This is a genomic window from Streptomyces sp. CG4, from assembly GCF_041080655.1.
Taxonomy (GTDB): domain Bacteria; phylum Actinomycetota; class Actinomycetes; order Streptomycetales; family Streptomycetaceae; genus Streptomyces.
This window is the reverse complement of sequence record NZ_CP163525.1, coordinates 4792640-4808349: the sequence shown is the minus strand read 5'-3', so window position 1 is coordinate 4808349 and position 15710 is coordinate 4792640. Positions and strand designations below refer to the sequence as shown.

General features: G+C 71.7%; 6 protein-coding genes. 5 read left to right on the top strand and 1 reads right to left on the bottom strand.

The annotated features are described in order from the left end of the window. The first annotated feature begins 6 nt into the window (after nucleotides 1–6). Entirely contained in the window at nucleotides 7–204 is a 198-nt protein-coding gene (locus AB5L52_RS21740; RefSeq protein WP_351577127.1) for a ferredoxin, read from the top strand. Between the two features lie 101 nt (nucleotides 205–305). Here AB5L52_RS21740 and AB5L52_RS21735 read toward each other — a convergent pair whose 3' ends face one another. Next, the gene (locus tag AB5L52_RS21735) at nucleotides 306–761 is read right to left on the bottom strand and encodes an SRPBCC family protein (protein ID WP_351577129.1); all 456 of its coding nucleotides are present in this window, start codon (nucleotides 759–761) and stop codon (nucleotides 306–308) included. A 282-nt stretch (nucleotides 762–1043) separates the two neighbouring features. On the opposite strand from AB5L52_RS21735, the gene AB5L52_RS21730 reads away from it, so the two are divergent. From AB5L52_RS21730 to AB5L52_RS21715, 4 genes are read left to right on the top strand one after another with little or no spacing between them, the layout of a single operon-like run. After that, the gene (locus AB5L52_RS21730) at nucleotides 1044–2234 is read left to right on the top strand and encodes a DUF993 family protein (protein WP_351577132.1); all 1191 of its coding nucleotides are present in this window, start codon (nucleotides 1044–1046) and stop codon (nucleotides 2232–2234) included. Between the two features lie 38 nt (nucleotides 2235–2272). Further along, nucleotides 2273–3685: an FAD-dependent oxidoreductase gene (locus tag AB5L52_RS21725; protein ID WP_369365720.1), complete on the top strand. Its 1413-nt coding sequence runs from the start codon at nucleotides 2273–2275 to the stop codon at nucleotides 3683–3685. Nucleotides 3686–3724: 39 nt separating this feature from the next. Continuing rightward, the gene (locus AB5L52_RS21720) at nucleotides 3725–10810 is read left to right on the top strand and encodes an SDR family NAD(P)-dependent oxidoreductase (protein WP_369365717.1); all 7086 of its coding nucleotides are present in this window, start codon (nucleotides 3725–3727) and stop codon (nucleotides 10808–10810) included. 3 nt (nucleotides 10811–10813) lie between these two features. Continuing rightward, nucleotides 10814–15658 carry a type I polyketide synthase gene (locus tag AB5L52_RS21715; protein WP_369365714.1) on the top strand — a complete coding sequence of 1615 codons (4845 nt, stop codon included), beginning with the start codon at nucleotides 10814–10816 and terminating at the stop codon, nucleotides 15656–15658. Nucleotides 15659–15710: the final 52 nt, after the last annotated feature.

The window sequence follows — 15710 nt, the reverse complement described above, 5'->3', positions numbered from 1 at the left end:
GGATTGATGCGCGTCAGCGTCGACCGCGGCAGGTGTGTGGGCTCGGGGTCCTGCGCTCTCGCCGTCCCGGACGTCTTCGAGCAGAGCGTCCGGGACGGCCGTGTCGTCCTGGTCACTCCGACGCCGGCCCCGCACCTGCACGGCGCCACGGAGGAAGCGGCGGACTTCTGCCCGGTGTCCGCCATCACCGTGGCCGAGGGGTAGACGGCTGGTACACATGCCGACGGCCCGCACTCCCTGTCCCCAGGGAGTGCGGGCCGTCGGCATGCCTGCCGGCCGTGAGAGCGGGCAGGAGCCCGAGGGGGTCAGGCCTCCAGCACCTTCGCCAGACGCTCCAGGCCCAGGACGAGGTTGGTGCTGAGGAAGTTGCCGATGGCCTCGCCCACCTCCGCGCTCTGCGGGCCGTCGAGGACGACGGAATGCGTGATCGTCACCCCGCCCGTGCCGTTGTCGACGGCACGCAGGCTGGTGCGCATGAACGTCTCGTCACGCACACCGGACTCGGGGGTGGGCGCCATGCACTCCAGGGTGAAGCCCTCGTTCTCCACCACGTCGACAAGCGTGAACGGCACCGGCTGCGGGTGGTGGCCCTGCTCCGGGTCCTGCTCGATCACACCCTTGGCACCCGACACGAAGGGACCCTCGACCCGAATGGTGCTGACGTCGTTGTACCACTCACGCCAGGACGGCAGGTCGACGTAGCGGGCCCACACCGCCTCCGGGGCGGCCTTGGCCTCCACACTGTGCTCGAACTTCCACATGGTCACCCTCCAGGTGCGACGGTTGGAAAAGACAGACACGACCCGCCGCCACGAGTCGGCCGACCGCACATCCATGAAGTCACACCTCCCCTGCTCCGATCCAGACAGCGGCTCCCCTAAGCAGCGGCGTACAGCCCCAGTTCGGTCAAAGCCCGATACGGCGAGTCTCAAACTAGGGGGATACCCCAGGGACTTAGGGGGCCTTTCGGCTGGAGCGCCGGATGCCTTGCTGGATCTAATGAATCGCCCAGTTGAATCCCGCGAGGTCTCGGAGTTGCAGCGATGATTAATCTGCCGGAGCCGGACGGCACGCTCACGCCGTATCAGCCGAATCAGTCCCCGCGTGATTTCACCGCGGTGCACACCCCGTTCAAAGAGCGGTCCGTTCTCGCGACCGCACATGTGGTGGGTGATCCGTTCGCGCCCAACGAGCCGTTCGGGCCGCCGGTCGGCCCGCCGCCCGAGCAGCGACTCGACTGGGACGCCACCCTGGCCTTCCGGCGGCACCTGTGGGCCCACGGCTACACGGTGGCCGAGGCCCTGGACACCGCTCACCGCGGCATGGGGCTGGACTGGCCGGGCGCGGCGGAACTCATCCGGCGCAGTGGCGCCGAGGCACGCGCGGTCGGCGGCCGACTGGCCGCCGCCATCACGACCGACCAGCTCGACCCGTTCGCCGAACACACACTCAAGGACGTCGCCGCCGCCTTCGAACAGCAGCTGGAGGTGACCGAGGCGGCCGGCGCGCAGCCGATCATCATGTGCAGCCCCCAGCTCGCGGCCGTTGCCCGCGGAGCCGAGGACTACGCGGAGGTGTATGGGAACCTCCTGCGCCAGTCCAGCACTCCGGCGATCATCCACTGGATCCTGCCGGAGTGGATTCCCCTGCACGCCGGCTACTTCGGCCACCAGGACATCGACGCCGCCTTCGACGCGCTCATCGAGCTGGTCGAGGCCAACCGGGACAAGGTCGACGGCGTCAAGCTGGCCCCGCTGACCGTGGAACGCCAGGTCGAACTGCGCCGCAGGCTGCCCGCGGGCGTCCGCTTCTACACGAGTGACACCGACCGCTATCCCGAGCTCATCGTCGGCGACGAGCACGGTTTCAGTGACGGCCTCTCGCCCGTGTTCGACCCCGTGGCGCCCCTCGCCGCCGAGGCGCTGCGTGCCCTCGACGAAGGGCACGCCACCACCGCCCGCTCGCTGCTGGACGAGACGCTGGAACTGAACCGGCACGTCTTCGCCGGACCGCTGCGCAGCACCCTCTTCTTCAAGACGGGCCTGGTCTTCCTCGGCTGGCTGGCCGGTCACGCCGGCCACTTCCGGATGGTGTGGGGCGAGCAGTCGGCCCGTTCCGTGCCACACCTGGCGACCGCCTACCGGCTGGCCGACACGCTCGGCCTGTTCCCCGACCCCGCGCTGGCCGAGCGTCGCATGAAGACGTACCTCGCCACGTGCGGTATCGAGCACTGACCTCACGGGACCACGGCAGCTCAGGAAGGAAGCGGGCAATGACCAGGGCAGTAGTGCTCGGCGGCGGAATGGCGGGGTTGCTCGCCGCTGTCGCGCTGAGCGAGCACGCCGACGTCACCGTTGTGGAAAGCGATCATTACCCCGATACCCCGGCGCCCCGCCGCGGGCTGCCCCAGGGGCACCACAACCACATGTTCATGCGGGGCGGCGTCGAGGCGCTGGAATCGCTGCTGCCGGGCATCACCGACCGGCTGTACGAGGCGGGAGCCAAACGGCGTGATCTGCCTTCGGGGAACCTGACCCGCTCCGGCGAGGGCTGGTTCCGCAGGCGCCCCAGCTCCGCCTACGCACTGCTGTGCAGCCGGGACCTGACCGATCACGTGCTGCGCCGGGCGGTCCTGGCCGACGAGCGGATCACCGTCGAGCAGGGCACCCGCGTCATCGGACTGACCGGCAGCGCCGAACGCGTCACAGGGGTCCGCGTGCAGGGCGGCGGCGAAACCGAGTCGACCCTCGCCGCCGACATCGTCGTCGATGCCACCGGTCGCCGCTCCCGGGCGCCGTCCTGGCTCACCGAGATCGGTGCACCCGCTGTCCACGAAGAGGTCGTGGACGGCGGATTCGCCTACGCGAGCCGCGTGTTCGAGGCGCCGGCCGGGCTGCCCGAGGATTTCCCCGGAGTCCTCATCCAGGCCCAGGCGGGCACCGGTGAGCCGGGCCGCGGCGCGGCGCTGCTGCCCAACGAGGGAAGGCGCTGGATCGTCACCCTCTTCGGGACCCGCGGCGCCGTGCCACCCACCGACGAGGAGGGCTTCGCCCGGTTCGCCCGCGAAACCCGCCACCCCGTCATCGCCGACCTCATCGCCTCGGCCCGTCCTGTCTCCGAGATCCACCCCTATCGAGGCATGGCCAACCGTCGCCGCTACTACGAGAAGCTGCCGGTGCCCGACGGCTTCATCGCCACCGGCGACTCACTCATGGCGCCCAATCCGAACTACGGCACCGGCATGTCACAGGCGGCACTCCAGGCCGCCGCCCTGCGCGACACGGTGCGCCGTCATGCGGGGATACGCCCGGGTCTCGCGCGCAAGGGGCAGAAGACTCTGGCCAGAATCGCCACGGCGCCCTGGCAGGCCGCGATCACCCAGGACCACTTCTTCCCGGACGTGCAGTCCAACGTCAAGCGCCGTCCCGCCCCAGCCATGCAGCGTCTCAACGAGCGGGTCACCAAGGTCGCGGCGGAGAACGGCCGGGTCGCGGAGGCCGTGTTCAACGCCGCGGCACTGTCGGGCTCGCCCCTGGCCATTTTCGCCCCGGCCAACCTGCTGGCGATCCTGCGCGGGCCGCGCCTGCCACAGCTGACGGCCGACCAGGCCATGGCACAGTTCCCCGAGTTCGGTGACGTACTTGCGCAGGCCGAGAAGAGCGATCACGTCGGTTCCGGGAACTGACGAAGCGTGTCCGACTTGGGAATCGAGGGGGGTGTCCGGGTGGGCACTGAGGTGATCCCGTGGATCGTCTCGGGGAAGACCGCGAGCGCATTGCGAGCGCAGGCCGGAAAGCTGCATCAGCATGTGGTGGACCGGCCCGGCGAGCGTCCGGCCGACATCGGCCTGTCGCTCGCCACCACCCGGGCCCGGCTCGGGCACCGGGCGGTGGTGCTCGGCGCGGACCGCGACACACTGCTCGCACCGCTCGCCGCCCTCGCCGAAGGGGGCACCGGCCCTGGCCTGGTGACCGGCGCCACCATGGGCGGCGAGCCCAGAGCGGTCTTCGTCTTCCCCGGACAGGGCTCTCAGTGGGACGGCATGGCCGTCGAACTGCTCGACCAGGCCCCCGTGTTCGCGGCCCGGATGGCGGAGTGCGCCGACGCCCTCGCTCCGTTCACGGACTGGGACCTCATCGGCGTACTGCGCGCGGAGAACGGCCGGCCCGACCTGCAGGCGGTGGACGTCGTGCAGCCCGTGCTGTGGGCCGTGATGGTCTCGCTCGCCGCGCTCTGGCAGTCCCACGGGGTCGAACCCGCGGCCGTCGTCGGGCATTCCCAGGGCGAGATCGCCGCGGCCACCGTCGCCGGGGCGATCTCCCTGGAGGACGGCGCGCGCATCGTGGCCCTGCGCAGCCGTCTCATCAAGGAACGTCTCGCCGGCAAGGGCGGCATGATGTCGGTTCCGCTGCCGGCCCAGCAGCTTGCCACCCGCCTGGAACGCTGGGACGGACAGCTACAGCTGGCCGCCGTCAACGGCACGTCCTCCGCCGTCGTGTGCGGGGAGAACGGTGCGCTGGACCAGCTCTTCGCCGAACTCACCGGCGAGGAGATCCGGGTCCGCCGCATCCCGGTGGACTACGCCTCCCATTCCCACTACGTGGCCGAGATCCGCGACGAGCTGATCGACGCGCTCGCGCCCGTCGCCCCCCGTGGTGCCCGGTTGCCGTTCTATTCGACGGTCACCGGCGACGTCCTGGACACCGCCGGGCTGGACGCGGAGTACTGGTACACCAACCTGCGCCGCACCGTCCGCTTCGACGAGGCCACGCGCGCCCTGCTGCGCGACGGGTTCACCCTGTTCGTCGAGCCCACCGCGCACCCCATTCTGCGGGCCGGCGTTCAGGAGTCGGTCGACGCCGCCGACAAGTCCGCAGCGGTCGTCGGTTCCCTGCGCCGCGGCGAGGGTGGCCTGGCGCGGTTCGCCGTCTCACTCGCCGAGGCATGGGTGCACGGAGCGCCGGTGAACTGGGCTCCCTTCTTCGACGGCACCGACGCTCGCACTACCGACCTGCCCGGCTACGCATTCCAGCGCAAGCGCTACTGGCGCAAGGTGCCCATCGTCGGGGGCGGTGTGAGCGAGCTCGGCCAGGCCGGTGTCGAGCACCCGCTGCTGGCCGCAGCCGTCGACACCGCCGACGCGGGCACCCGCGTGCTGACCGGACGGCTGTCGCTGCACACCCACCCCTGGCTCGCCGATCACGAGGCGCTGGGCGCCGTGCTGCTTCCCGCGACGGCCTTTGTCGAGATGGCGCTCCACGCCGGCGACCAGGCCGGCTGCGGCGTCCTCGAAGAACTGACCCTGCAGACACCACTCGTGCTGCACGAGCGTGGCGGAGTCTCCCTGCAGGTCCTGCTGGGTGCGCCGGACGAGTCGGGCGGGCGGGCTGTCAGCATCCACTCGCGGGCCGACGGCGACGACCAGGCGTGGACGCGGCACGCCTCCGGTGTCCTCATGCCACCCTCCGCCCAGATGGCCCGGCCCACGCCGGCCGATCTGCGGCAGTGGCCGCCCGCCGGCGCCGAGCCCATAGGTCTGGACGGTGCCTATGAGCGCCTGTTCGGCCGCGGCTACGCCTACGGCCCGGTCTTCCAGGGACTCACCGCAGCCTGGCGACGCGGCGACGAACTGTTCGCCGAGGTGACCCTGCCCGCGCAGGCGCACGCCGACGCCCAGGCATTCGGCCTGCACCCGGCCCTGCTGGACGCGGCCTTGCACACCGAGCTGGTCGGAGCCGATCGCCACCCCAGCGAAGAAACGGTCCTCCCGTTCGCGTGGACCGGGGTGCGCATGTTCGCCGTCGGCGCCACGGCGCTGCGCGTCCGCCTGGTCACCGACGCCCACGGACACACCATGCTCGACGCCGCCGACCCGGCCGGCAACCCCGTCCTCAGCGTCGACTCCATCGCCGCCCGCGTGGTGTCGGCGGAACAACTGGACACCGCGTCCGGGCGCCGCGTGCTGCCGTGCCGCCTGACCTGGAGCGAACAGCCCCTCGACGGAACTGCCCCCGAGTCCACCGACGGCCCGGGGCCGGAACCGCTCACCGGCCTCGACGGGCTGGAGCATGAACAGGCGATTCCGGAAACGGTGTACGTACGGTTCGACAAGGCCCCCGGTACCGATGTTCCGCAGGCCGTTCGCGCCACCGTCCGCCGTGCCATGGACCTCGTGCAGACCTGGCTCAGGGAGGAGCGCCACGCCGACGCACACCTGGTCGTCGTCACCCGGGGCGCCGTCGCCGTGCCCGGAGACACCGCCCCCGACCTCGCTCTCGCACCCGCCTGGGGCCTGCTGAGGGCCGCGCAGGCCGAGAACCCCGGCCGGATCACCCTCGCCGACCTGGACGACACCGATGCCTCCCGGCACGCCCTCAGCGCGGCCCGCGCCGCCGGCGTGCCCGAACTGGCCCTGCGCGAAGGCAGGCTGCACGTCCCGGGAGTGGCCCGCGCCCTGGACACCGACCGGCACACCGCACCACCCACCCTCGACCCGCGGGGCACCGTACTGATCACCGGCGGCACCAGCGGCCTCGGCGCCTTGGCCGCCCGGCACCTGGTCGCCGAACACGGCGCCCGGCATCTGCTGCTGACCAGCCGCCGCGGCCACAACACCCCGGGCGCCGCCGAACTCCACGCCGAACTCGTTGCCGCCGGCGCACAAGTCACCCTCGCCTCCTGCGACGTCGCGGACCGCGCCGCACTGGCAGCGCTCCTGGAGACCGTCCCCGACGAGCACCCCCTCACGGCCGTGGTGCACGCTGCCGGCGTTCTCGACGACGGTGTCGTCGGCGCCCTCACCCCCGAACGCCTGGACACGGTCCTCGCCCCCAAGGCCGACGCCGCCTGGCACCTGCACGAGCTCACCGCCCAGCTCGACCTGGCTCTGTTCGCGCTGTTCTCCTCGGCCGCCGGCAGCCTGGGCGCCGCCGGTCAGGCCAACTACGCTGCCGCGAACGTCTTCCTTGACACCCTGGCGGCTCACCGCCGAGCCGTCGGCCTGCCCGCCACCTCCATGGCCTGGGGTCTGTGGGCCGAGGCCACCGGAATGACCGGCGGCCTCGGTGAGGCGGACATCCGGCGCCTGCGCCGCCAGGGGTTCCCCGCCATGACGACACCGCAGGGCCTGGCTCTCTTCGACGAGGCACTCGCCCTCGACGACCCGCTGCTCCTGCTGGTCGTGCTCGATCTGGCGGCGCTGCGGGCCCGCGCCGCGGAAGGCGTCGTGCACAGCGCACTGAGCGGAATCGTGCGTGCCCCCGCACGCAGAGCGGTCGGTGTGGGCACCGGCGGCAGCTCGCTGGCCGACCGCCTGACCCGCCTCCCCGAGCCTCAGCGTGCCGCGTTCCTGCTGGACCTGGTGCGTGGCCACGTCGCCGCCGTCCTGGGCCACGACTCGGCCGGCGCCGTGGAAGCGGACCGGGCCTTCAAGGAACTCGGCTTCGACTCGCTCACCGCCGTCGAACTGCGCAACAGGCTCGCTGCGGCGACAGGCCTGCGGCTGCCCGCCACGCTCGTCTTCGACCATCCCAGCGCGCGCGCCACCGCCGAGTACCTCCAGCAGACCGCACTCGGCGGCCCGACGACCGCCGCGGCACCCGTCACCGCAGCCGCCACCGACGACGACCCCATCGCCGTCGTGGCCATGGCCTGCCGCTTCCCCGGCGGTATCCGGACCCCCGCCGACCTGTGGCGGGTCGTCGCCGAGGGCACCGAGACCGTCTCCGCCTTCCCCGCGGACCGTGGCTGGGACCTCGACGGCGTCTACGACCCGGTACCGGGCACACCCGGCCGGACCTACACACGGCACGGCGGATTCCTGCACGACGCGGCCGAGTTCGACGCCGAGTTCTTCGGTATCAGCCCCAACGAGGCCCTCACGATGGATCCTCAGCAGCGGCTGCTGCTGGAGACGTCATGGGAGGTCTTCGAGCGCGCCGGCATCGACCCGGCCACGCTTAAGGGGAGCCGCACCGGCGTCTACACCGGAGCCATGTACCACGACTACGTCCGGTCCCGTGCCACCGGCTCCATCAACTCCGGCCGCATCTCCTACACCTACGGCCTGGAGGGACCCGCCGTTACCGTGGACACGGCGTGCTCCTCGTCGCTCGTGGCCCTGCACCTGGCCGTCCAGGCGCTGCGCTCGGGCGAGTGCACGCTGGCCCTCGCGGGCGGTGTCACGGTGATGGCGACCACCGAAGTCCTCGTCGAGTTCGGCCTCCAGCAGGGACTGTCCACCGACGGCCGTTGCCGTTCCTTCGCCGACGACGCCGACGGAACCGGATTCTCGGAGGGCGTGGGACTGCTGCTTGTGGAGCGGCTCTCGGACGCGCGGGCCAACGGCCATCCGGTGCTGGCGGTGGTGCGCGGTTCGGCCGTGAACCAGGACGGCGCGAGCAACGGCCTGTCCGCCCCCAACGGCCCCGCTCAGCAACGCGTCATCCAACAATCACTCGCCGACGCGGGCCTTGCCCCCGCCGACGTCGACCTCGTCGAGGCGCACGGCACCGGCACCACGCTGGGCGACCCGATCGAGGCGCAGGCGCTGCTCGCGACCTACGGACAGGACCGCCCCGCGGACCGGCCGGTCTGGCTCGGCTCGATCAAGTCCAACATCGGCCACACACAGGCCGCAGCCGGCGTCGCCGGGCTCATCAAGGCGATCGAGGCGATACGCCGCCGGGTCCTGCCGCGCACCCTGCACGCGGACACCCCCTCGTCCAAGGTGGACTGGTCCGCAGGCAACCTGCGGCTGCTGACCACGGCCCATGACTGGCCGGATTCCGGCCGGCCGCGCCGCGCCGCGGTCTCGTCGTTCGGGATCAGCGGCACCAACGCCCATGTCATCGTCGAACAGGCGCCGCCGACGGTATCCGACACCACGCCGGAGCCCGCCGCCCCCGGCCCCGACGCCCACATGAGCGGCGGCTGGCCCTGGCTGCTCTCCGGACGCACCCCGCAAGCCCTGCGCGCGCAGGCCGCGAAGCTCGCCGCGTGGCTCGGCACGAACCCGACGGCGCACGACGGTGACATCGCCCGTGCGCTCGCCGTCGAGCGCACCGCTTTCGAGCACCGCGCCGCGGTCGTGGTCCGTGATCGCGAGGAGGGCCTGCACGCGCTGACCGGCCTGGCCGAGGGCGACTTGCCGGCCGCCGCCGTGCGCGACGTCGCCCGAACCTCGGGCCCCGGACCCGCCTTCCTGTTCTCGGGGCAGGGTGCGCAGCGGGTTGGTATGGGGCGGGAGTTGTATGGGGTGTTTCCGGTGTTCGCGGAGGCTTTGGATGCGGTGCTTGATGTGGTGGATGTGCCTTTGAGGGAGGTGATGTGGGGTGAGGATGCGGATCGGTTGAGTCGTACGGAGTTTGCGCAGCCGGCGTTGTTCGCTGTTGAGGTGGCGTTGTTCCGGTTGGTGGAGTCGTGGGGTGTGCGGCCGGAGTTTTTGGTGGGGCATTCGGTTGGTGAGGTGGCGGCGGCGCATGTTGCGGGTGTGTTGTCGTTGGCTGATGCGGTGCGGTTGGTGGTGGCGCGGGGTCGTTTGATGCAGGCGTTGCCTGAGGGTGGGGCGATGGTTGCGGTGGAGGCGACCGAGAAGGAGGTGTGCGCGCAGCTGGCCGGCGGGGTGGGTGTTGCGGCGGTCAACGGTCCGGCCGCGGTGGTGGTCTCGGGTGCGGAGGCGGAGGTGCTGCGGGTGATGGCGCACTTCTCGGGGCTTGGTCGCAGGACCAGCCGGTTGAGGGTGTCGCATGCGTTTCATTCGCCGTTGATGGAGCCGATGCTGGATGAGTTCCGTGCTGTGGTGGCGGGGTTGGAGTTCGCGGAGCCGGGGGTGCCGTTCGTTTCCACGCTGACCGGGAGGTTGGTGGGTGAGGGTGAGCTGGCGGATCCGGAGTACTGGGTGCGGCATGTGCGTGAGGCGGTTCGTTTCGCCGACGCGGTGCGGGTGCTGGCGGACAAGGGTGTGACCACGTTCGTGGAGCTGGGACCGGACGCGGTACTGACCGCGATGGGCCGGCAGGCCGGGCAGGGCGGCGAGGACAGCGAGTTCATCCCGACGCTCCGCCGTGGACACGAGGAAGCCGCCGCGGTGGTCCAGGCCGTGGCGCACGCACACTGCCGCGGGACCGGCGTCGACTGGGCCGCGTTCTTCGCCGGGCGCGGCGCCCGCCGCGTTGACCTGCCCACCTACGCCTTCCAGCGGCGCCCGTACTGGCTGGCCGAGACGACCGGTGCCGACGTCGTCGTCAGCGGCATGGACACCGGGGCGAGCGACACCACCATGGAGTCGGGGCGCTGGCGGCAGATTCTCGGCCTGCCCGACGGCGAACGCGAACGAGCCGCGCTCGCTCTGGTGCGCGCCCAGGTCGCCGCCGTGCTCGGGTATGCGTCCGGCGACGCCGTGCCACCCGACCGGGCCTTCACGGACCTCGGCTTCGACTCGGTGGCCGCCGTGGAACTGCGTAAACGACTCACGGACAGCACGGGCGTCGCCCTGCCAGCAACGCTTGCCTTCGACCACCCCACGACGCGGGCCGTCGCGGCTCTCCTGCTGGCCGAGGCCGACGAGGTGGGCGACGCGGGGGCGGCCGATGCGCTTCTCGACCAGATCGAGCGGCTCGAGAACTCGCTGACAGCCGCGCCCGAGCTGAACGGAGGCACGACTCGCGTCACCGCCCGGATCGAAGCCATGCTCCGCCTCTGGCGCGACCACCGCGAGACAGGCGCCGACGGGGAAACCGGCGACGACTTCACCGACGCCACCGATGACGAACTCTTCCAGGCACTGGACGACCTTGAGATTGGTTCATGACCGATGGGGAACGAAGACAGACTCCGTGACTACCTCAAGCGGGCCACGTCCGATCTCCAGCAGACCAGGCGCCGGCTGCGCGAGGCCGAGGCCAAGGACCACGAGCCGATCGCCATCGTCTCGATGAGCTGCCGCTACCCCGGCGGTGTCGACTCCCCCGAGGCACTGTGGGAGCTGGCCCGGGGTGGGAACGACGCCATCACCCGCTTTCCCGACAACCGCGGCTGGGACATCGGCCGACTCTACGACCCGGAACCCGCGACGCCCGGCAAGACATACACCCGCGAAGGGGGATTCCTGCACGACGCCGGGTACTTCGACGCGGACTTCTTCCGGATGAGCCCCAGGGAAGCGAAGGAGACCGATCCGCAGCAGCGCCTCCTGCTGGAGACCGCCTGGGAAGCGCTGGAAGGCGCGGGCATCGACCCGTTCGGCCTCAAGGAGACCCGTACCGGCGTCTTCGTCGGTGTCGTCTACCACGACTATCTCGTGGGCGGCGGCACCGGCAGCCTTGCCAGCGTCGCCTCCGGCCGCATCGCCTACACCCTGGGCCTGGAGGGACCCGCCGTCACCGTGGACACGGCGTGCTCCTCGTCGCTCGTGGCCCTGCACCTGGCCGTCCAGGCGCTGCGCTCGGGCGAGTGCACGCTGGCCCTTGCGGGCGGCGCCACGGTCATGACCCACCCGCACTCCTTCGTCGGCTTCAGCCAGGACCGCGGCCTGTCGGCCGACGGCCGCTGCAAGTCGTTCGCCACGGCCGCCGACGGTACGGGGTGGGGGGAGGGCGTGGGGCTGCTGCTTGTGGAGCGGCTCTCGGACGCGCGGGCCAACGGCCATCCGGTGCTGGCGGTGGTGCGCGGTTCGGCCGTGAACCAGGACGGCGCGAGCAACGGCCTGTCCGCCCCCAACGGCCCCGCTCAGCAACGCGTCATCCGGCAGGCTCTGGAAGCCGCCCAGCTGACGGCCGACCAGGTCGATGCCGTGGAGGCGCACGGTACGGGTACCACCCTCGGCGACCCGATCGAGGCGCAGGCGCTGCTGGCGACCTACGGACAGGACCGCCCCGCGGACCGGCCGCTGTGGCTGGGCTCCCTGAAGTCGAACATCGGGCACGCCCAGGCGGCGGCCGGTGTCGGCGGCATCATCAAGATGGTCGAGGCCATGCGACACGAGGTGCTGCCGCGCACGCTGCACGTGGATGAGCCGAGCGACAACGTCGACTGGTCCAGCGGCGCGGTGCGACTGCTGACCGAGCCCCGCGACTGGCCCCGCACCCCCGGCCGCCCCCGCAGGGCCGGGGTCTCCTCCTTCGGGCTGAGCGGGACCAACGGCCATGTGATCCTCGAAGAGGCACCGAGCGCCGGGGAACCGGAGGACATCGCGGCTGTGCCGGCAACGACCGGCGCCGTTCCGGTGGTGCTGTCGGGCAAGGGCGCGGACGGCCTGCGCGCCCAGGCGGGCCGTCTTCTCGACCACGTCCGGGCCGATGACACGCTCACGCCCCTCGACCTCGCTTTCTCCCTCGCTACGACGCGTGCCGCACTGCCGGACCGAGCCGCCATCATCGCCGAAGACCGTGCCGCCCTGCTCCAGCGGCTTGAGGTACTGACGCGGGAGGGCTCCACACCCGGCGTCGTGCCCAGCACCGCCGCTCGCCAGGACGGGCTGACGGCGTTTCTGTTCTCGGGGCAGGGTGCGCAGCGGTTGGGGATGGGGCGTGAGCTGTATGAGGCGTTCCCGGTGTTCGCGGAGGCCTTCGATGCGGTTCTGGCTGAGCTGGATCTGCCGCTGCGGGGTGTGGTGTGGGGTGAGGACGCGGAGCGGTTGAGCCGTACTGAGTTCACTCAGCCTGCGCTGTTTGCGGTCGAGGTGGCGCTGTTTCGGCTGGTGGAGTCGTGGGGTATCAAGCCCGATTATCTGGCCGGGCATTCGATCGGTGAGTTCGCGGCCGCGCATGTGTCCGGGGTGCTCTCCCTGGCGGACGCGGCGAAGCTGGTGGTGGCGCGTGGCCGGTTGATGCAGGCATTGCCGGGGGGCGGTGCGATGGTGGCCGTGGAGGCGACCGAGGACGAGGTGCGTCCGTTGCTGGCCGAGGGTATCGGTATCGCGGCGGTCAACGGGCCCGGCTCGGTGGTTGTCTCGGGTCTCGAGTCGGAGGCTGTGCGGATCAAGGCGTATTTCGGGGCTGAGGGTCGTAAGGCGACCCGCCTGACGGTCTCGCACGCTTTCCACTCGCCGTTGATGGAGCCGATGCTCGACGGATTCCGTGCGGTGGCGCGGGAGGTGTCGTATGGCGCCCCGTCTGTGCCGATCGTCTCGACTCTTACCGGCACTGTGGTGAGTGGCGAGCTGTCCGATCCGGAGTACTGGGTGCGGCATGTGCGTGAGGCGGTTCGTTTCGCCGACGCGGTGCGGGTGCTGGCGGACAAGGGTGTGACCACGTTCGTGGAGCTGGGACCGGACGCGGTACTGACCGCGATGGGCCGGCAGGCCGGGCAGGGCGGCGAGGACAGCGAGTTCATCCCGACGCTCCGCCGTGGACACGAGGAAGCCGCCGCGGTGGTCCAGGCCGTGGCGCACGCACACTGCCGCGGGACCGGCGTCGACTGGGCCGCGTTCTTCGCCGGGCGCGGCGCCCGCCGCGTTGACCTGCCCACCTACGCCTTCCAGCGAAGCTGGTTCTGGAGGGATCCGGAGGGAACCGTGACGTCCGTGATCGCGCCCGTCACTCCTGACGCCGCGGACACCGCCGCATGGAACGCCCTGGAACACACGGACGCCGACACCCTGGCGGCGAGGCTCGGCGTGCCGGCGCCCGCCTTGGGCGATGTACTGCCCGCGCTCGCCCACTGGCGCAGGCGGCAGCGCGAGGAGATCCGCACGGACACCTGGTGCTACCGCGTCGACTGGCAGCCCGTGCCGGTCGACACCGACCACCGGCCGACGGCAGAGGGGACCTGGCTGCTCGCCGTACCCGCGACGCACGCCGACGATCCGCGGGTGCGAGTCCTCGCGGAGGAGCTCGCAGCCAGAGGACAGGAGACCGTACGGCTCGAGGTCGCCGAACCGGACCGCGCCGCGCTCGCGGACAGGCTCCGGACCTACACCCGCGTAACGGGAGTGCTGTCGCTGCTGGCCCTCGACGACCGCCCCCACCCCGTGCTGCGCTCCGTGTCGTACGGGACCGCCTGCACGGCCACGCTGGCGCAGGCGCTCAATGACGCCGAGACGCCCGCCCCTCTGTGGTGTGTCACCTTCCGGGCCGCGGCGGTCGGCGACGGTGAGACGGCCGAGCCCGCCCAGGCCGCCGTCTGGGGCATGGGCGCCGCGCTCGCACTGGAGACGCCCGAAACCTGGGGCGGCGTCGTCGACGTGCCGGACACGGTCGACGCGCAGACGGCACGCTTGCTGTGCGCCGCTCTCACCACCGACGGCGAAGACCAGCTCGCCGTCCGCGACGGGCGCGTACTGGCCCGTCGTATGGTCCGGAGCCCGCTCGCCGAACACCCCGCCGTACGGGACTGGCAGCCGCGCGGCACGATCCTGGTCACGGGAGGCACCGGCGGGATCGGTGCGCAGGTCGCTCGGGTGCTCTCGTCCCGGGGGGTCGGCCATCTGTTGCTCACCAGCCGTCGCGGACCGGACGCCGAAGGAACCGCGGAACTGGTCGCCGAGCTGGCCGCCCAGGGCACCCCTGTCACCGTCGAGGCATGCGACATCGCGGACCGCGACGCGGTGCGCCGGCTCCTCGCGTCGGTCCCCGCCGACCGGCCTGTCACCGCCGTCGTGCACGCCGCCGGAGTCATGCAGCGCATCGCCCCGCTGCCGGAGCTGAGCCTGGCGGAGTTCGCCGCCGTGGCCGACGCGAAGGTGGCCGGCGCCCGGCACCTGGACGAACTGCTCGGCGACCGCTCACTGGATGCCTTCGTCCTGTTCTCCTCGGGGGCCGCCGTGTGGGGCAGCACGGGACAGGCCGCCTACGGCAGTGCCAACGCCGCGCTGGACGCGCTGGCCCACGCCCGCCGAGCCCGTGGCGCCACCGCCACGTCCATCGCCTGGGGCCCCTGGGACACCGGCATGGTCGACGCCGAACTCGCCGACGCCCTGGACCGCATCGGCACCCCGCCCATGGCATCCAGCCCCGCCCTCGAGGCGCTGTGCCGGATTCTCGACCGGGACCTCACCCACCTCGTCGTCGCCGATCTCGACTGGGCCCGCTTCGCGCCCGTCTACGCCATGGCACGTCCCCGCCCGCTCATCGCCGCGCTGCCCGAGGCGCGTGCCGCCGTCGCTCCCCGTGCGTCCGCGACGGGGCCGGGCCAGGACCACACCGATCTGGCGCAGCGGCTCAAGGCCATGCCGCGAGCCCAGCAGGACCGCACCACTCTCGAACTGGTCCGTACCCACGTTGCGCAGTTGCTCGGCTACGACAGCCCCACCGCCCTGGACCCGGCGCGCACCTTCACCGACCTCGGCTTCGACTCAGTGGCGGCCGTCGACCTGAAGACCGTCCTCTCCGCCGCCACCGGCCTGGAACTCCCGGCCAGCGTGGTCTTCGACCATGCGACCCCGGCACTGCTTGCCGTCCATGTGCGGGAGCGGCTGTGCCCGCAGGACGCCGGCGACAGCGCACTCATGGCCGCCCTCCATCAGCTGGACTGGCTCGGGGAAGCGTTGACGGCGCTGCGGCCCGAGGACGTCGAGCGGCACCGGATCCCGGGACGGCTGCAGGCGCTCACGGTCAAGCTCCCCGGTACGCGCCAGTCGGCTCCGGACGAGCAGCTCGCCGACGACGCGTCCCTCGGTGACGTACTCGACTTCATCGACAAGGAACTCGGGCTGAGTTGATCCGCTCGGACCACGCCACCAGCGAACACGCACCACGCAGGACTCATAGACC

What these genes read in the sequence shown, in the direction of transcription:
- AB5L52_RS21715 (WP_369365714.1), top strand. Translation starts at nt 10,814, where the DNA reads ATGGGGAACGAAGACAGACTCCGTGACTACCTCAAGCGGGCCACGTCC.
- AB5L52_RS21740 (WP_351577127.1), top strand. Translation starts at nt 7, where the DNA reads ATGCGCGTCAGCGTCGACCGCGGCAGGTGTGTGGGCTCGGGGTCCTGC.
- AB5L52_RS21735 (WP_351577129.1), bottom strand. Translation starts at nt 761, where the DNA reads ATGTGGAAGTTCGAGCACAGTGTGGAGGCCAAGGCCGCCCCGGAGGCG.
- AB5L52_RS21730 (WP_351577132.1), top strand. Translation starts at nt 1,044, where the DNA reads ATGATTAATCTGCCGGAGCCGGACGGCACGCTCACGCCGTATCAGCCG.
- AB5L52_RS21725 (WP_369365720.1), top strand. Translation starts at nt 2,273, where the DNA reads ATGACCAGGGCAGTAGTGCTCGGCGGCGGAATGGCGGGGTTGCTCGCC.